The sequence below is a fragment of the Bradyrhizobium sp. 155 genome, from assembly GCF_023101105.1.
In the GTDB taxonomy this organism is placed as follows: domain Bacteria; phylum Pseudomonadota; class Alphaproteobacteria; order Rhizobiales; family Xanthobacteraceae; genus Bradyrhizobium; species Bradyrhizobium canariense_D.
In genome coordinates, this window is record NZ_CP064704.1 from 4,484,606 (window position 1) to 4,501,401 (window position 16,796).

Annotated in this window: 12 protein-coding genes and 1 pseudogene; 6 read left to right on the top strand and 7 right to left on the bottom strand. The window is 65.9% G+C overall.

The window, feature by feature from the left end; translation table 11 throughout:
* Positions 1–4: 4 nt before the first annotated feature.
* On the bottom strand, positions 5–1,495 hold the full coding sequence (gene guaB, locus IVA93_RS22005; protein WP_007609139.1) for an IMP dehydrogenase: 1,491 nt from the start codon (positions 1,493–1,495) through the stop codon (positions 5–7).
* Between the two features lie 378 nt (positions 1,496–1,873).
* On the opposite strand from guaB, the gene IVA93_RS22010 reads away from it, so the two are divergent.
* A complete protein-coding gene (locus IVA93_RS22010) occupies positions 1,874–3,364 on the top strand; it encodes an MFS transporter (protein ID WP_085362189.1) in 1,491 nt (496 codons plus the stop codon).
* On the opposite strand, the gene IVA93_RS22015 is transcribed toward IVA93_RS22010, so the two are convergent.
* Both IVA93_RS22015 and IVA93_RS22020 read right to left on the bottom strand, forming a co-directional pair.
* Positions 3,361–4,059, bottom strand: coding sequence for an RlmE family RNA methyltransferase (locus IVA93_RS22015; RefSeq protein WP_018459201.1), 699 nt, complete (start codon positions 4,057–4,059; stop codon positions 3,361–3,363). The two genes, IVA93_RS22010 and IVA93_RS22015, sit on opposite strands and share 4 nt — an antisense overlap.
* 1 nt (position 4,060) lies before the next feature.
* Positions 4,061–5,128, bottom strand: coding sequence for a Ppx/GppA phosphatase family protein (locus IVA93_RS22020; RefSeq protein WP_026233757.1), 1,068 nt, complete (start codon positions 5,126–5,128; stop codon positions 4,061–4,063).
* A 210-nt stretch (positions 5,129–5,338) separates the two neighbouring features.
* Here IVA93_RS22020 and IVA93_RS22025 point away from each other — a divergent pair, with 210 nt between their 5' ends.
* Positions 5,339–7,711 (top strand): xanthine dehydrogenase family protein molybdopterin-binding subunit, encoded by a 2,373-nt coding sequence (locus tag IVA93_RS22025; protein WP_247369248.1) that lies wholly within the window; start codon positions 5,339–5,341, stop codon positions 7,709–7,711.
* A gap of 167 nt (positions 7,712–7,878) precedes the next feature.
* Here IVA93_RS22025 and IVA93_RS22030 read toward each other — a convergent pair.
* Positions 7,879–8,678, bottom strand: a pseudogene (locus IVA93_RS22030) (hypothetical protein).
* Between the two features lie 141 nt (positions 8,679–8,819).
* Between IVA93_RS22030 and IVA93_RS22035 the strand changes: the two are divergent.
* The 3 genes from IVA93_RS22035 to IVA93_RS22045 all read left to right on the top strand — a co-directional run bounded on the left by IVA93_RS22035 (position 8,820) and on the right by IVA93_RS22045 (position 12,275).
* The gene (locus tag IVA93_RS22035; RefSeq protein ID WP_018459205.1) at positions 8,820–9,317 is read left to right on the top strand and encodes a YaiI/YqxD family protein; all 498 of its coding nucleotides are present in this window, start codon (positions 8,820–8,822) and stop codon (positions 9,315–9,317) included.
* An 8-nt stretch (positions 9,318–9,325) separates the two neighbouring features.
* The gene (locus IVA93_RS22040) at positions 9,326–11,131 is read left to right on the top strand and encodes an ABC-F family ATP-binding cassette domain-containing protein (protein ID WP_247369245.1); all 1,806 of its coding nucleotides are present in this window, start codon (positions 9,326–9,328) and stop codon (positions 11,129–11,131) included.
* Positions 11,132–11,195: 64 nt separating this feature from the next.
* The gene (locus IVA93_RS22045) at positions 11,196–12,275 is read left to right on the top strand and encodes an alanine racemase (RefSeq protein WP_247369241.1); all 1,080 of its coding nucleotides are present in this window, start codon (positions 11,196–11,198) and stop codon (positions 12,273–12,275) included.
* On the opposite strand, the gene IVA93_RS22050 is transcribed toward IVA93_RS22045, so the two are convergent.
* Positions 12,276–13,178, bottom strand: coding sequence for a LysR family transcriptional regulator (locus tag IVA93_RS22050; protein WP_247369239.1), 903 nt, complete (start codon positions 13,176–13,178; stop codon positions 12,276–12,278).
* Positions 13,179–13,269: 91 nt separating this feature from the next.
* Between IVA93_RS22050 and IVA93_RS22055 the strand changes: the two genes are divergently transcribed.
* Positions 13,270–14,487, top strand: a complete 1,218-nt coding sequence (locus IVA93_RS22055; protein WP_247540490.1) for an MFS transporter — start codon at positions 13,270–13,272, stop codon at positions 14,485–14,487.
* A 9-nt stretch (positions 14,488–14,496) separates the two neighbouring features.
* Here IVA93_RS22055 and IVA93_RS22060 read toward each other — a convergent pair whose 3' ends face one another.
* Both IVA93_RS22060 and IVA93_RS22065 read right to left on the bottom strand, forming a co-directional pair.
* Positions 14,497–15,723, bottom strand: coding sequence for a BaiN/RdsA family NAD(P)/FAD-dependent oxidoreductase (locus IVA93_RS22060; RefSeq protein WP_256465007.1), 1,227 nt, complete (start codon positions 15,721–15,723; stop codon positions 14,497–14,499).
* The gene (locus IVA93_RS22065; protein WP_018459211.1) at positions 15,720–16,637 is read right to left on the bottom strand and encodes an SDR family NAD(P)-dependent oxidoreductase; all 918 of its coding nucleotides are present in this window, start codon (positions 16,635–16,637) and stop codon (positions 15,720–15,722) included. The genes IVA93_RS22060 and IVA93_RS22065 overlap by 4 nt, the downstream gene beginning before the upstream one ends.
* Positions 16,638–16,796 lie beyond the last annotated feature (159 nt).

Consider the following 16,796-nt stretch of genomic DNA (forward strand, 5'->3'; position numbering starts at 1 on the left):
GAGCCTAACCCCCGCCCGGATAGTTCGGCGCCTCGCGCGTGATGGTGACGTCGTGGACGTGGCTTTCGCGCAGGCCCGCGCCGGTGATGCGGACGAACTGGGCCTTGTCGTGCAGGTCCTTCATGTCCTTTGCACCGACATAGCCCATCGCGGCGCGCAGGCCGCCGGCGAGCTGGTGCATGACGTTGCCGACCGGGCCCTTGTAGGGCACCTGGCCCTCGATGCCTTCGGGCACGAGCTTGAGCGTGTCCTTGATGTCCTGCTGGAAGTAGCGGTCGGCCGAGCCGCGCGCCATCGCGCCGACCGAGCCCATGCCGCGATAGGCCTTGTAGGAGCGGCCCTGCCACAAGAACACTTCACCGGGCGTCTCGTCGGTGCCGGCGAGCAGCGAGCCGACCATCGCGATGTCGGCACCGGCAGCGAGCGCTTTGGCAAGGTCTCCGGAAAACTTGATGCCGCCGTCGGCAATGACGGGGATGTCCGACTTCTTCGCCGCCTCGACCGCATCCATGATCGCGGTGAGCTGGGGAACGCCGACGCCGGCGACGATGCGAGTGGTGCAGATCGAGCCCGGGCCGATGCCGACCTTGATGCAGTCCGCGCCCGCATCGATCAGCGCCTGCGCACCCTCCGAGGTCGCGACGTTGCCGGCAACGACCTGCACGGAATTGGACAGGCGCTTGATGCGGTTGACCGCATGGAGCACGTGACGGGAATGGCCGTGCGCGGTGTCGACCACGACGAGATCGACGCCGGCATCGATCAGCCGCTCGGTGCGCTCGAAGCCGCTATCGCCGACCGTGGTGGCGGCGGCGACGCGGAGGCGGCCCTGCGCGTCCTTGCAGGCCAGCGGATGGGCGACCGCCTTCTCCATGTCCTTCACGGTGACCAGGCCGACGCAGCGATACTGCTCGTCGACCACAAGCAGCTTCTCGATGCGATGCTGATGCAGCATCCGCCGCGCCTCGTCCTGGCTGACATTCTCGCGCACCGTGACGAGACCTTCATGGGTCATCAGCTCGGAGATTTTTTGCTGGCGGTCGGTGGCGAAGCGGACGTCGCGGTTGGTGAGAATGCCGACCAGCTTGCCCGGCGTGGACTTGCCCGCACCGGTGACGACGGGAATGCCGGAGATGCCGTGATCGCTCATCAGCTTGAGCGCGTCGTCCAGCGTGGCGTCCGGGCTGATCGTGAGCGGGTTCACCACCATGCCCGACTCGTAGCGCTTGACCTGCCGCACCTGGGCAGCCTGCCCTTCGGGATCGAAATTGCGATGGATGACGCCGATGCCGCCGGCCTGCGCCATGGCGATCGCCATGCGGGCTTCGGTGACCGTGTCCATGGCGGAGGCCATGATCGGGATGTTGAGCGGAATGGCGCGGGTGACGCGGGAGCGGATGTCGACCTCGCCCGGCATGACGTCCGACAGGCCCGGCTTCAGCAGCACGTCGTCGAACGTGAGGGCTTCGCGAATGCCTTGTTGCACCGTGGCCATGTGCCAACTCCTTCCGCGGCCCTGCCGCAAATAGCTATGGATGAGCGCCGCCCTCGGCGTACCTTGCGGCAACGCCGGAGAATCGGAGCCCATCGGTGGGGTTGACGCGGGTCGATAGCACGGGCGGGCGACGAATCAAAGCAATTCGGACCGCCGGCCAGCCATGCACAGGCTTTTTTGGGCAAGTTCGGCGGCGGATAGCCTTCGCGGCGGCACGTACTGGCGAACGGCAGATCATCGATCTCCGGCGCAGGGCGCACCCGCTTGGGGTCACGCGGGATTTAGGTGCTATGCGTCGATCCGCAATGGTCGCGGCCCAGTGGCGGTGATAAGCCGCAATTCTCGCCCTTCGTTCCCGATGTCCATTACCAATCCGTCATGGTCGACAAGCAACGCATCATTCCGCTGATCGTAGCCACTGCTCTCTTCATGGAGAACATGGACTCGACGGTGATCGCCACGTCGCTGCCCGCGATTGCGGCCGACATCGGCACCAGCCCACTGACGCTCAAGCTCGCGATCACTTCCTATCTGCTGTCGCTTGCGGTCTTCATCCCGGCGAGCGGCTGGACCGCCGACCGGTTCGGCGCGCGCCTGGTGTTTGCGATTGCCGTCGGCGTGTTCATGGTCGGCTCGGTCGGCTGCGCGCTCTCGACATCGGTCACCGATTTCGTGTTCGCGCGCATCCTCCAAGGCATGGGCGGGGCAATGATGACGCCGGTCGGGCGCCTCGTGCTGCTGCGGTCGGTCGACAAGAGCGCGCTGGTCAACGCGATGGCGTGGGTGACGGTCCCTGCCCTGATCGGCCCCGTGATCGGGCCGCCGCTCGGCGGCTTCATCACCACCTACGCGTCATGGCACTGGATCTTCCTGATCAACATCCCGATCGGGCTGCTCGGCATCTTCATGGCCTTGCGCTTCATCGATCCCATCAAAAGCGAGGAACGAGAGCCGTTCGACCTCTACGGCATGGTGCTCGCGGGCCTCGGGCTCGCCGGCATCGCCTTCGGGCTGTCGGTCGCCGGACTCAATCTGCTGCCATGGAGCACGGTTGCTGCCCTGGTCGTCGGCGGATCGATCTCGATGTCGCTGTATGTCCTTCACGCGCGGCGAACGGGGTCGCCGGTGCTGGACTTTACGCTGCTGAGGCTGCCGACACTGCGCGCGGCCGTTCTCGGCGGCTTCATGTTTCGGCTCGGCATCGGCGCGCTACCGTTCCTGCTGCCACTGCTGATGCAGATCGGATTCGGCCTCTCGCCGTTCAAGTCCGGCCTCGTCACGTTTGGCTCCTCGCTCGGCGCCATGGGCATGAAGGCGCTGGCCGCGCGCATCATCCGCGCCTTCGGCTTCCGCAACCTGATGACGGTGAACGCGATCATCAGTGCGGTTTTCCTGGCCGCCTGTGCCCTCTTCACCGTGACGACGCCCCTGCTGATCATCATGATCATCCTGGTGGTCGGCGGCTTCTTCCGTTCGCTCGAGTTCACCGCGATCAACACGGTGGCCTATGCCGAGGTCGAGCAGGCGCAGATGAGCCGCGCCACCACGCTCGTCAGCGTCAACCAGCAGCTCGCGGTCTCGGCCGGCGTCGCGGTCGGCGCCGCCTCCGTGGAGACGACAATGTGGTTCAGCCACGTCAGCGAGCTCGACGCCACCGTGTTTGCGCCGGCCTTTCTCGTGATCGCCCTGACTTCGGCGGCGTCGAGCTGGTTCTTCTGGCAGATGCCCGCCGATGCCGGCCACGAAGTTTCCGGCCGCAAAGCGGTGGAGATCGCGAGCCGCAAAGGTGCCGGCAAGGGCGCGGCCAAGGCGGCCGTCAAGGCGGCGACCGAGGATACGCAGGATGTGCGGGATCAGCGGCTGGGCTAGTGCTCCACCTCGTCGTTGCGAGCCCCCCGAAATCCCGTCGCGAGAACGTAGCGCTCCGAGGAATCCGCACGGCTTGCGGCCGGCTTGACGTGACGCACCGTGGCGAAATCGCGCTTGAGCTGGGCGAGCAGTTCGGCGTCGGCGCCACTCTGGAACGCCTTCGCCAGGAAGGTCCCGCCCGGCCTCAGCACATCGCAGGCGAACGCGGCAGCGGTCTCGATCAGGCCGACGATGCGAAGCTGGTCGGTCTTGCGATGACCGGTGGTGTTGGCAGCCATGTCGGACATGACAATGTCGGCGCCGCCGTCGAGCATGGCCTTGAGCTTGTCCGGCGCGTCATTGTCCATGAAGTCGAGCTGCGCGAACTCGACGCCGGCAATCTCGGGGATTTCGAGCAGGTCGATCGCGATGACCTTGCCCTTGCCGTCGACCGAGCCGACGCGCTTGGCGGCAATCTGGCTCCAGCCGCCCGGCGCGGCGCCGAGATCGACCACAGCCATGCCGTGCTTCAGCAGCCGATATTTGTCATCGATCTCGAGCAGCTTGAACGCGGCGCGCGAGCGATAGCCCAGCGCCTTCGCCTTCACCACATAGGGATCGTTGAGCTGCCGCTCCAGCCAGAGCTTCGACGACAATTTGCGCTTGCCGTGGGTCTTGACCTGGACGTGCAAACGGCCGGTGGTGTCCTTGACCATCTCACCAGCTCCTGAGCGCGCCGTCTTCGCGCATCATCTCGACCAGCATGCCTTCGCGCAAGCCCCGGTCGGCGACGCGCAGGCGTGGCAGCGGAAAGGCGCGGCGGATCGCGTCGAGGATGGCGCAGCCGGCCAGGACGAGATCGGCGCGCTCAACGCTAATGCAGCTGTTCGCGGCGCGCTCCTCGTAGCTCATGCCAAGCAGCTTGTTAATGGTCGCGGTGACGTCGGTATCGTTCATCCAGACGCTGTCGATGCGGCGGCGGTCGTAGCGCGCGAGGTTGAGATGGATGCCGGCGAGCGTCGTCACAGTGCCTGACGTGCCGAGCAGATGCATATCAGTGAGATCGCCGCCATGCTGTTCGGCGAACGGCGCGATGTGATGGGCGACCTCGCGCTCCATCGCGGCGTAGATCTCGGGCGTCACGTCGCGGCCCCCGAACTGCTCGGCAAGCGTGACCACACCGAACGGGATCGACATCCAGGCTTTGATGCGCGGCTCCGGATTTGCGGCGTCGCGCTCGATCCGTACCAGCTCAGTCGAGCCGCCGCCGATGTCGAACAGGATTGCGCCGCGCCCCCTGGGATCGACCAGCGGCGAGCAGCCGAGCACGGCAAGCGCCGCCTCGGTCTCGCGGTCGATTACCTCGAGCTCGATCCCGGTCTCGGCAGCGACGCGGCTGCGAAAGCCTTCGGCATTCGAGGCGGCGCGGCACGCTTCGGTGGCGATCAGCCGCAGCCGCCGCGCTTTGCGCAGGTTGATCTTGTCGCGGCAGATGCCAAGCGCCACGATGGCGCGTTCGATCGCGGCCTCGCTGATGCACCCGGTTGCCGAGACGCCCTCGCCGAGCCGGATGATGCGCGAGAAGGAATCGACCACGCGAAAGCCGTCGTGGGTCGGACAGGCGATCAGGAGCCTGCAATTGTTGGTGCCGAGGTCGAGCGCCGCGTAGACGCCGGTTCCCGGCGCTTGCGCGCCGACGGCCGGTTCAGTGGCGAACGCCGCCGCCATCGACCCCAGCTCACCGTGCGGCGCAAGGCCGTCGCGGAGCCGCGTGTGGTCATTCATACAAACTGTCTTTCCGCGGCCGGTTAGGCCGATCTGGAATTGCTTTTTCGCCTGAAACATTAGCAGCGCACCAATCCTGCGCAACAACGCATCACATGGGACCATGCCCATTCGTGCGTTGTCGTGAGCGGGCCGGTGGGTTATTTTTGAGGGGTCCGGACCCCAGGCGCCCCCCAAACCGCGCATTTGCCGGCTTTTCAGGTCAATTCCATGCAAGAACAGACCAAATCCTCCACGCTCGAAAACGCTATTGCACTGCAAAAATATGGCGTCGGGCAGCCGGTCCGCCGCAAGGAGGACGATACCCTGGTGCGCGGCAAGGGCCGCTACACCGACGATTTCAACCTGCCCGGCCAGGCCCATGCCGTGATCGTTCGCTCGACCCATGCCCATGGCGTCATTCGCGGCATCAACATCGATGCAGCCAGAGCAATGCCGGGCGTGCTCGGGGTGTGGACCGGCAAAGACCTCGATGCGGCCGGCTACGGCCCCTTCACCTGCGGCCTGCCGCTGAAGAGCCGTGACGGCTCGCCCCTGCTCCAGACCAACCGCCAGCCGCTCGCAACCGACAAGGTCCGCTTCGTCGGCGATCCCGTCGCCTTCGTGGTGGCGGAGACGCTGGCCCAGGCGCGCGACGCGGCCGAGGCGGTCGAACTCGACATCGAGCCGCTGCCGGCGGTGACCGATCCCGAGGAAGCCGCAAAACCCGGCGCGCCGCAGCTCTACGACCACATCCCGAACAATGTCGCGCTCGACTACCACTATGGCGACACCGACAAGGTCAACGCGGCCTTCGCCAGTGCTGCTCACGTGACCAAGGTCGACATCGAGAACACCCGCGTCGCCGTGGTCTCGATGGAGCCACGCGTTGGCCTTGCCTCCTATGACAAGAAGACCGAGCGCTACACTCTTCAGGTGCCCACGCAGGGGGTGGCAGGCAACCGTGCCAATCTCGCCAAGAACCTGAAAGTGCCGAACGAAAATGTGCGCATTCTCACCGCCAATGTCGGCGGCTCCTTCGGCATGAAGAACATCAATTACCCCGAATACATGTGCATCCTGTACGCGGCAAAGACGCTGGGACGGCCGGTGAAATGGCTGGACGAACGCTCGACCAGCTTCTTGTCCGACAGCCACGGCCGTGCGCAGAAAATTCACGCCGAACTCGCGCTGGATGCCGAGGGGCATTTCCTCGCCGCCAAGCTCTCGGGCTACGGCAATCTCGGTGCCTACATCACCGGCGTTGCGCCCAGCCCGCTCTCGCTCAACACCAGCAAGAACTTTTCCAGCGTCTATCGCACGCCGCTGATGGCCGTCGACATCAAGACGGTGCTGACCAACACCACGTTGATGGGCGCCTATCGCGGCGCCGGCCGGCCCGAGGCCAACTACTACATGGAGCGGCTAATCGACCGCGCCGCGGACGAGATGGGCATCAACCGGCTGACCCTGCGGAAGCGCAACTTCATCAAGCAGAACCAGATGCCGTTCGCCGCGTCCTCCGGCGTCACCTATGACAGCGGCGACTTCCAGGCCGTCTTCAACAAGGCCCTCGAAATCTCCGACCACGAGAATTTTGCCAAGCGCAAGAAGGAGAGCAAGAAGTCCGGCAAGCTGCGTGGCATCGCCGTCGGCTCCTATCTGGAGGTGACCGCACCTCCCGGCGTCGAGCTCGGCAAGATCGTGTTCGATCCCGATGGCTCGGTGCAGCTCATCACCGGGACGCTCGATTACGGTCAGGGCCACGCATCCGCATTCGCGCAGGTCCTCTGCCAGCAGCTCGGCGTTCCCTTCGACAGCGTCAAGCTGGTGCAGGGCGACAGCGACATCGTCCACACCGGCAACGGCACCGGTGGCTCGCGCTCGATCACCGCGACCGGCATGGCGATCGTGGGCGCCGCCAAGCTCGTGATCGAAAAGGGCAAGCGCGCCGCCGCGCACATGCTGGAGGCATCCGAAGCCGACATCGAATTCGAAGGCGGCAGTTTTACGATCGCCGGCACCGACCGCAGCATCGACATCATGGAGCTCGCCAAGCGCCTGCACGACGGCAAGATGCCGGAGGGCGTGCCCGACAGCCTCGACGTCGATCACACCAGCGAACCGGTGCCGTCAGCCTTCCCGAACGGCTGCCATGTCGCCGAGGTCGAGATCGACCCTGAGACCGGCGTCGTGCAGATCGTGCGCTACAGCGCGGTCAACGATTTCGGCACGGTGATCAACCCGCTGCTGGTCGCAGGCCAGCTCCATGGCGGCGTCGTCCAGGGCATTGGCCAAGCTCTCATGGAGCACGTCCGCTACGACGAGAGCGGCCAGCCGATCACGGGCTCGCTGATGGACTACGCTCTGCCGCGCGCCGAGGACGTTCCGAACATGACGGTCGGCGACCACCCGGTGCCGGCCACGGCCAATCCGCTCGGCAGCAAAGGCTGCGGCGAAGCCGGCTGCGCCGGCAGCCTGTCGACGGTCGTGAACGCGGTGATCGACGCGCTCTCCGACTACGGCATCAAGCACATCGACATGCCGCTGACGCCGGAACGCGTGTGGCGCGCGATCCAGGATGCGAAGGGGAAAGCGGCGTAGGGCTGCCCTTCTGCCTCCACAAGCAGACTGTCATCGCCCGGCTCGACCGGGCGATCCAGTACTCCGAGACGGAAGCGATTGACCGATAGGCTGCGGCGTACTGGATTCCCCGCCTTCGCGGGGAATGACAGCGAGGGTGAGGACGCGCTGCGCCCCTTACATGCCGCCTAAGCCGCCGCCTGCTCGCGCGGCTGGTAGATCGCGATGTGCTGGCAGTGCGCCAGCGGCGTCGTGCCGTTGGCGACCACCAGCGCGTCGAGCTCGACGAAGCGGTGGCCCTTCTTCTCGTAGTTCGCGGTGACTTTTGCCCGCGCGGTGATCTCGTCGCCGGCGCGCGCGGCTGACAGCAATTGCATGCGGCTGCCGACATGGATCCAGGGGCCGAGGATCGTGTTGTCCACCAGCACGCGGTTCATGACGCGCTGAATCAGGCCGGGATGGCCGAGCCCCCGCCCGCGAAGATCGGATCGGTTTCACGGATGTCGGCGAGATAGTCGGCGGCATCCTGCCCGGCCCAGCGGCGCGGTGTCGTGCCCAGCCATTTGCCGGTCTCGAATGTTGCCGGGCTGACCGGTTTGCGCTCGGCAATCGCGGGGACCTCGACATAGTCGCTCAACGATACCGCAGTCGCAATCGCCGGCAGCGACGCCGTGCCGGTGGCACACAGCTCGGTGCGGCTGAACACCTCGATGGTGAGCAGGCCGTTGTGCTCGGTCGCATCGACGTCGGCGGTCTCGCCGTCATAGACCGGCTTGATGAAACGCGCCTCGATCAGCCCGCGCGACAGGAAATCGCGGCCCCAGCGCGCCACCGGCACATGCATCATGTAGGCGAAGACGTCGACGCCGGGGACCAGCCCACCGGAAAACCCGAAACGGCGCGCCACTGCATCGTCATGCATCTTGTTTTCGGATTGCTTGGCCGTGTTGTAGGCCTGGACGCGATAGGTTTCGAGCCGGTTCGGCATGGCTTGGCTTTCCCCAATTTCTTGTTGTTTCGGCCCGATCGTAGGCCCTGAGGAACCGGGGTCAATCCCCTCGCCTTTGCGGCCCGAATGGGGTACCACGCGGCTGCTGCGGAACCGCTTCGCAAGCCCCATCTACGGACCATGACGAACCCTCAAAACACCACCCGTATCTATGTCGACGCCGACGCCTGTCCGGTGAAGGACGAGATCTATCGCGTCGCCGGCAGGCACGGCCTGCCCGTGAGCGTGGTCGCGGGCAATTTCATCCGCGTGCCCCAGGATCCACTCATCGAGCGGATCGCCGCTGGTGCCAGCATGGACGCAGCCGATGACTGGATCGCGGAACGCGCCGGGCCCGGCGACATCGTCATTACCTCGGATATTCCGCTCGCAAGCCGCTGCGTGAAGGCCGGCGCCGATGTGATCGCGTCCAACGGCAAGGCGTTCACCGAGGAATCGATCGGGATGACGCTCGCGGTCCGCAACCTGATGACCGATTTGCGCTCGGCCGGCGAAGTCACCGGCGGTCCGAAATCGTATTCACCGCGCGACCGCTCGACGTTTCTGTCGACGCTCGACCAGACCATCCGCCGCATTCAGCGCCGCCGCGCCGACCAGGCCGCAACAAGACAGGACTGAGACACCGCATGGCGCCACCGCTGATTCAACTGCGCGATATCAAGCTGACCTTTGGCGGCACGCCGCTCCTGGCGGGCGTCGAACTGTCGGTTTCGACTGGCGAGCGCGTCTGCCTGATCGGCCGCAACGGTTCCGGCAAATCGACGCTGCTCAAGATCGCCGCCGGCCTGGTCGAACCGGATGGCGGCAGCCGTTTCGTGCAGCCCGGCGCCACCATTCGCTACCTGCCGCAGGAGCCGGATTTTTCCGGTTTCTCCACCACGCTCGCTTATGTCGAGGCCGGCCTCAATGCTGGCGACGACCACTATCAGGCGCGCTATCTGGTCGAGCAGCTCGGTCTCAGCGGCGAAGAAGATCCGGCGCATGTCTCCGGCGGCGAAGCGCGCCGCGCCGCGCTGGCACGCGTGCTGGCGCCCTCGCCCGACATCCTGCTGCTGGATGAGCCGACCAACCATCTGGATCTTCCGACCATCGAATGGCTGGAGAGTGAACTGGAGAGCCGCCGCTGCGCGCTGGTGATCATCAGCCACGATCGGCGCTTCCTCGGCAATCTCTCGCGCAGCACCGCCTGGCTCGACCGCGGCCAGATCCGGCAGATCGACCGCGGCTTCAGTGCCTTCGAGGCTTGGCGCGACGAGGTGCTCGCGGAGGAAGAGCGCGACCAGCACAAGCTCGACCGCAAGATCGTCAACGAGGAGCACTGGCTGCGTTACGGCGTCTCGGGCCGCCGCAAGCGCAACGTCAAGCGACTCGGCAATCTCCACGCGCTGCGCGACCAGCGCCGCACCCATCGCGGCGCGACGGGCAACGCCAACCTCGCGGCTGCCGAGGCCGACAAGTCCGGCAAGCTCGTCATCGAGGCCAAGAATATCAGCCGGTCCTATGGCGAGCGAAAGATCGTCGACGGCTTCTCGATCCGCGTCCAGCGCGGCGATCGCATCGGCATCGTCGGCCCGAACGGCGCCGGCAAGACCACGCTGATCGAGATGCTGACCGGCGGCAGCGCACCGGACAGCGGCAGCATACGGCTCGGCGCCAACATCGAGATGGCGACGCTCGACCAGCATCGTGAAAGTCTCGATCCGAAGACGACGCTGGCCGAGGCGCTGACCGGCGGCCGCGGCGACCATGTCATGGTTGGCGGCAAGCCGAAGCATGTCGTCAGTTACATGAAGGACTTCCTGTTCGCCCAGGAACAGATGCGCACGCCGCTGGAGGTGCTGTCGGGCGGTGAGCGCGGCCGGCTGATGCTGGCACGCGCGCTGGCAAAACCCTCCAACCTCCTGGTGCTGGACGAGCCGACCAACGACCTCGACCTGGAGACCCTCGACGTCCTCGAGGAGATGCTCAGCGATTACGAGGGCACCGTGATTCTGATCAGCCACGATCGCGATTTTCTCGACCGCGTGGTGACGTCCGTGATCGTGCCCGAGGGCAACGGACGCTGGCTCGAATATGCCGGCGGCTATACCGACATGCTGGCCCAGCGCGGCGCCGACGTGAAGCGCGCGACCGCGAAGGCCGTCGAAGAGACGAGAGAGCAGCGATCAGCCGTGCCGTCCGGCGTCGCGAGACGACGCTTGACCTTCAACGAGCAACACGCGCTGGAGACGCTGCCCAAGACCATCGCCAAGCTGCAGGCCGAGATCGCCAAGCAGCAGCGCTTCCTTGACGACCGCGATCTCTTTCGCAAGGATCGCAAGCGCTTCGACCAGGCCTCCGACGCTCTGACGAAGGCGCAAAAGGAACTGGCCGAGGCCGAGGACAAATGGCTGGAGCTCGAAGTGCGGCGCGAAGAGATTGAACAGGCCTAGCGTGCATTCCGCAAAAGTGGGCACCGCTTTTGCAAACGGGATGCGCGCCAACTCAGAGACTTCCATGACAACGACCCTTGCCGCCAAGATCGCCCGCGAATACGGCACGCCCTGCGCCGTTATCGACATGGACAAGGTAGAGCGCAACATCGCGCGGATTCAGAAGGCTTGCGACGACGCCGGGATCGCCAACCGTCCCCACGTCAAGACGCACAAGAACCCCACCATCGCGAAGATGCAGATCGCGGCCGGTGCCAAGGGCATCACGTGCCAGAAGCTCGGTGAAGCCGAGATCATGGCCAATGCCGGCATCGACGATATCCTGATCAGCTACAACCTGCTCGGCGAAGAGAAGATGGCGCGGTTAGGGGCGCTGCAGGCGAAGGCCAACATGACGGTCGCCGCTGACAATTCGACCGTCGTCGCCGGCCTGCCCAAGGCCGCCGCAGCCTCAGGTCGACCGCTATCGGTCGTGGTCGAATGCGATACCGGCCGCCAGCGCGCCGGCGTCGAGACGCCCGCCGAGGCGATTGCACTGGCGCAGGAGATTGCCGCATCCAAGGGCCTGCAATTCGCCGGCTTCATGCTGTATCCGACCGAGACTGGTTGGGCGGACGCCCAAAAATTCTATGACGAAGCTCTGGCCGGCGTGCGCGCACACGGGCTGGATGCAAAAATCGTCTCGACCGGCGGCACGCCGAACCTGAAGAACCTCGGCAAGCTCAAGGGCGGCACCGAGCATCGCTTCGGCACCTACATCTATAACGACCGCATGCAGGTCGCGGCCGGCGTCGCCACCTGGGACGACTGCGCGCTGCACATCTATTCGACCGTGGTCAGCCGCGCCGCGCCTGAGCGCGGGATTCTGGACGCCGGCTCAAAGACTCTGACGACGGATACCGGCGGCCTCGACGGCCACGGCCTCATCCTGGAGCACCCCGAAGCGAAGATCGCACGCTTCGCCGAGGAGCACGGCTTCCTCGACCTCTCCCGCAGCAACACCCGGCCTAACGTCGGCGACGTCGTGCGGGTCGTGCCAAATCATGTCTGCGTCGTCGTCAACATGATGGACGAAGTGGTGATGGTGCGCGGCGAGGAGATCATCGGCACGCTGCCGGTGGCGGCACGGGGGAAGCTGCGATAGCTAGCCCCCGATCAGTGCCTCGAGTTCCCGGACCAATCCATCGCGAAAGAGTTTGATCGGCCGCTCCAGCCGACCGGCGGGGGCGCGATGCACCACCCATGCGCGCACGGCGGGTTTGAAGTCGCGCGCAGCGACCGGCTTGAGCCTGTCGCGAAATGGGCTACGCTTGAGGGCGATCGGGGTGACCAGCCCGACGCCGAGGCCGCGCGACACCAGCGACAGGCGGAGCTCACTGTCCAGCGCCTCGACGGCGATGTTGAACGGAAGATGCGAGGCATCGAATTTTCGCTTCAGCGTATCGCGAAATCCACAGCCGTCCTGGTTGATCACCCACGACAGTTGGGACAGCCGTTCCAGGTCGACGGTGCGCGGGATCTTCATCTCGCGTGCGACGACGAAGACGACGGGCTGCGCGCCGAGATCGTCGGCCGCCAGATCGGCGGGCGGCACTGCACCGTCGGGGAGACAAATCGCGGCTGCATCGAGCTCGTTGCGGCAGACACGCTCGAGCTGGTTCGGCGACCAACCGGAGACCACCCGCACCGCCAGCGCGGGAAATTCGGCGCGCACCGCATCGAGTGGTGCGGTCAAGCCCGCTTCCGAGAGAAACGGCGTCAGGCCGAGCCTGAACTCGCCGCGGACCATTCCGTCGCTGGCAACGCCCGACTTGAGGTCGTCCAGCATCCTGAGCAGGCGCCTGCCCTGCTCGTAGGCCTCATGCCCCGCTGCCGTCGGCTTCAGGGGCTTCGAGAGCCGATCCAGAAGCTGCGCCCCCAACATCTCCTCGAGATTCTGGATGCGTCGGGTCACGCCAGGCTGGGTGAGATTGAGACGCGCCGAAGCTGCGACAATCGATCCGGTCTCGACTACGGCGACGAAAGCGACGAGGTCATGGGTATTCATAACAAACCCGCATATTCTTTATCGGCTTATTTGAATTGTAGCATATTGCTCGCTCCGCTTAAAGGGTCCCGCGCCACAGCTGCGAGGTCCCATGACTATCTCCGAAACCGCCAGGCCCGCGTCCCGAAACCAGCTCGCCGAGCGGCCCCTGATCTGGCTCGGCGCGATCACCGCCGGTGTCGTCGTCACCAATCTGTTCGCGCCGCAGATCCTGCTCGGCCTGATCGGCCGGTCAATGTCCATGCCGGCGTGGCAGGCGGGGCTGATCAGCACGCTGACCTTGCTGGGCTACGCACTCGGCCTGCTGCTGCTCGTACCTCTGGTCGATCTGGTCGAGAACCGGCTTGTCATCCTCCGCACACTCGGCTGCGCGATCCTCGCCGCTCTCGCGACGGCGCTCGCGCCGAGGCCCTCGCTCCTGCTGCTCGCCACCTTCATCCTTGGCGCCTGTTGCGCGGCGATCCAGATGATGGTTCCGCTGGTCGCATCTATGGTGGCGCCGGATCGCCGCGGTCAGGCCATCGGCGAGGTGATGGGCGGATTGATGATCGGCATCCTCTTGTCACGACCTGCGGCGAGCATGATCGCCGATCTCTGGAGCTGGCGCGCCTACTATGTCGTTTCGGCCGCTCTGATGGCCCTGCTTGCCGGCGCACTCGCCCGTTACCTTCCAACCCTTCGACCGTCGGCACGCGCGAGTTACGCCGATTTACTGCTGTCCTTTCCAAGACTGCTGCGCGAAGAGCCGGTGCTGCGCGTGCGGGCCTGGACCGCCTCGCTTGTCATGGCCTCCTTCACGGCGTTCTGGTCGGCGGTCGCGCTGCGGCTGCCGGATGCGCCGTTCGACCTCGACGCCAAGGGAATTGCGGCTTTCGCGCTGATCGGTGTGGCGGGCGCCGCGGCGACACCGATCGCGGGACGCTGGGGCGACAAGGGCCGGGCGCGCCCGATGTTCTTTGCCGCCCATCTGCTCATCATCGGCTCGCTTGCGCTCTGTGCCTGGGCGAGCGTGCTTGAATCCCAGATCACCGGTCTGCTGGTACTCAGCCTCGGCACGATCCTGCTCGACGTCGGCATCACCACCGATCAGACGCTGGGCCGCCGCGCCATCAACCTGTTGCGCCCCGAGGCCCGCGGTCGCATGAACGGCCTGTTCGTCGCGCTGTTCTTCGTTGGCGGTGGCATCGGCGCGGCGGCGGCATCGCTGGCCTGGAGTTTTGGCGGCTGGACGATGGTCTGCGCGGTGGCGGCAAGCTTCGGCGTGCTCGGCCTCCTCACGGATCTCGCAACCCGGACCGGGACGTCATGATGCGGATGGTCAGGACGACAGTTGGACGAGCCGTCGCAACACACCCCTGCCCGCCGCAGCTCCCGTCGCGAACGAGGCCTGGAGCAAATAGCCACCGGTCGGCGCCTCCCAGTCCAGCATCTCACCGGCCGCGAACACGCCCGGCAGTTTGCGGATCATGAAGTCCGAGTCGAGTTCATCGAAGGAAATCCCGCCGGCGCTGGAGATCGCGCGCGCGATCGGCGCGACGCGTGTGAGCTTGACCGGCACGGCGTTGATGAGCTCCGCCAATCGCTCGGCCGATATTGCCGACAACGACTGGCCAGCACCGATGGTGGCCTCCTGCAGCAGCCCGACCGCGACCGGCGACAGCTGCGCAGCCTTGCGCAGGAAGTTGGAGAAGGATTGCTTGCCGCGCGAGGCGGACAGGCGCTTGACGAGTTCGCCATGATCGACATCCGGCCGCAACGCGACGTGCAGGACCGCTGCGCCGTTCGCTGCGATCGCCTCGCGCAGCTCGGCCGACAACGCATAGATCGTCCCGCCCTCGATCCCGCCGCTTGTGATCATGGCCTCGCCGCGGGCGCGGTGTGGGCCGAAGGAGAGCGTGATGCCCTTGAGCGGCTGGCCCTCGAAGCGCGTGCGGAAGATTTCGGACCATGCGACGGTGAAGCCGGAGTTCGCCGGCCGCAGCGGCGAGATCGCAACGCCTTTGTCGGCCAGGATCGTCGTCCAGCCGCCATCGCAGCCCAGTCGCGGCCAGCTGGCGCCGCCGAGTGCCAGCACTATCGCGTCCGCGGCGATGCCGTCTCCGCCGCCGGGTGGGTCAAAGACCAGTCGTCCGTCCCCGTCCCAGCCCATCCAGCGCTGGCGAAACGCAAAGTGCACGCCGGCGGCATCGAGGCGTCGCAGCCAGGCCCGCAGCAAGGGCGAGGCCTTGAAGGCCTTCGGAAACACACGCCCGCTGGAGCCGACAAAAGTCGGCTCGCCCAGCGCCTCGCTCCAGGCGCGCAGCGCGTCAGGCGGAAACGCTTCGATCGCAGCCTGCAACCTCTGCGCCGCCTCGCGGTAGCGCGTGATGAACTGAGGCAGCGGTTCGCTGTGGGTGAGATTGAGCCCGCCGCGGCCGGCCATCAGGAATTTGCGGCCAGCGGACGGCATCGAATCGTAGACGGTGACGCGAGCACCACCCTGCACGAGCACTTCGGCCGCCATCAGACCGGCAGGGCCGGCGCCGATGACGGCGACCGCTGTCAGAGTTTTACCCCGGCGCGCGCAGCGGCTTGCGCCACGTATTTCTGCGTCTGCTCGAAAGCTCCCTGCAGCGCCTTCGCTTTTGACATGTCGCTGATCTCGGCGAAATGCGCCGCGACCGCATCCGGGGTCCACTCGGACTCCGGCAGGTTGATGCCTTCGCTCTCGACGATCTTGATCACCGCGAACGAGCCGGCGCCGGCGCCCATGATGGTGCGGGTCGGCGCGTCCTCGCTCAGCATGTACTCGACCGCGGGCGTGATCGCGTTCGGCTTCATCAACTGCAGCGCCTGCGGCGGCAGCAGCTCTTCCGTCATGCGGGTCGCTGCCGTCGGCGAGATGATGTTGACGCGGATGTCGCTCTTGCGGCCTTCTTCCGCCAGCACGTTCATCAGGCCGACCATGCCGGACTTGGCCGCTCCGTAATTGGCCTGGCCGAAATTGCCGTAGAGGCCGGAGGACGACGTCGTCAGGACGATGCGGCCATAGTTGCGATCGCGCATGCCGGCCCAGGCCGCCTTGCAGCAATAGAAGGTGCCGACGAGGTGCACGTCGAGCACCTTCTGGAAATCGGCCGCTTCCATCTTGCCGAACGACTTGTCGCGCAAAATGCCGGCATTGGCACACAAGAGGTCCACGCTGCCCCACTCCTTGGTGGCGCGCTCGACCATCGCGGTGACCTGCTCGAAATTCGAGACGTCGGCGCCGTCGGCCATGGCGGTGCCGCCCGCTTTGCGGATCTCCTCGACAACGGTCTCCGCCGGCGACAGCGAGCCGCCGCTGCCGTCGCGCGCGCCGCCGAAATCGTTGACCACGACTTTCGCGCCGCGGCTTGCCAATCCCAGCGCATGCGCGCGCCCCAAACCATTGCCCGCGCCGGTGACGATGGCGACGCGTCCGTCGAACCTGATTGCCATTGTGCTTCCTTGTGCTGTCTTCCCTTCTCCCCTTGTGGGAGAAGGTGGCGCGAAGCGCCGGATGAGGGATCTGTCTCGGCAGATGAGCGTGTGGAGAGATACCCCTCACCCGGCTTCATCTCGCTCCGCTCGATTTCGCCACCCTCTCTCGCGAGGGAG

What these genes read in the sequence shown, in the direction of transcription:
- guaB (WP_007609139.1), bottom strand. Translation starts at nt 1,495, where the DNA reads ATGGCCACGGTGCAACAAGGCATTCGCGAAGCCCTCACGTTCGACGAC.
- IVA93_RS22010 (WP_085362189.1), top strand. Translation starts at nt 1,874, where the DNA reads ATGGTCGACAAGCAACGCATCATTCCGCTGATCGTAGCCACTGCTCTC.
- IVA93_RS22015 (WP_018459201.1), bottom strand. Translation starts at nt 4,059, where the DNA reads ATGGTCAAGGACACCACCGGCCGTTTGCACGTCCAGGTCAAGACCCAC.
- IVA93_RS22020 (WP_026233757.1), bottom strand. Translation starts at nt 5,128, where the DNA reads ATGAATGACCACACGCGGCTCCGCGACGGCCTTGCGCCGCACGGTGAG.
- IVA93_RS22025 (WP_247369248.1), top strand. Translation starts at nt 5,339, where the DNA reads ATGCAAGAACAGACCAAATCCTCCACGCTCGAAAACGCTATTGCACTG.
- IVA93_RS22035 (WP_018459205.1), top strand. Translation starts at nt 8,820, where the DNA reads ATGACGAACCCTCAAAACACCACCCGTATCTATGTCGACGCCGACGCC.
- IVA93_RS22040 (WP_247369245.1), top strand. Translation starts at nt 9,326, where the DNA reads ATGGCGCCACCGCTGATTCAACTGCGCGATATCAAGCTGACCTTTGGC.
- IVA93_RS22045 (WP_247369241.1), top strand. Translation starts at nt 11,196, where the DNA reads ATGACAACGACCCTTGCCGCCAAGATCGCCCGCGAATACGGCACGCCC.
- IVA93_RS22050 (WP_247369239.1), bottom strand. Translation starts at nt 13,178, where the DNA reads ATGAATACCCATGACCTCGTCGCTTTCGTCGCCGTAGTCGAGACCGGA.
- IVA93_RS22055 (WP_247540490.1), top strand. Translation starts at nt 13,270, where the DNA reads ATGACTATCTCCGAAACCGCCAGGCCCGCGTCCCGAAACCAGCTCGCC.
- IVA93_RS22065 (WP_018459211.1), bottom strand. Translation starts at nt 16,637, where the DNA reads ATGGCAATCAGGTTCGACGGACGCGTCGCCATCGTCACCGGCGCGGGC.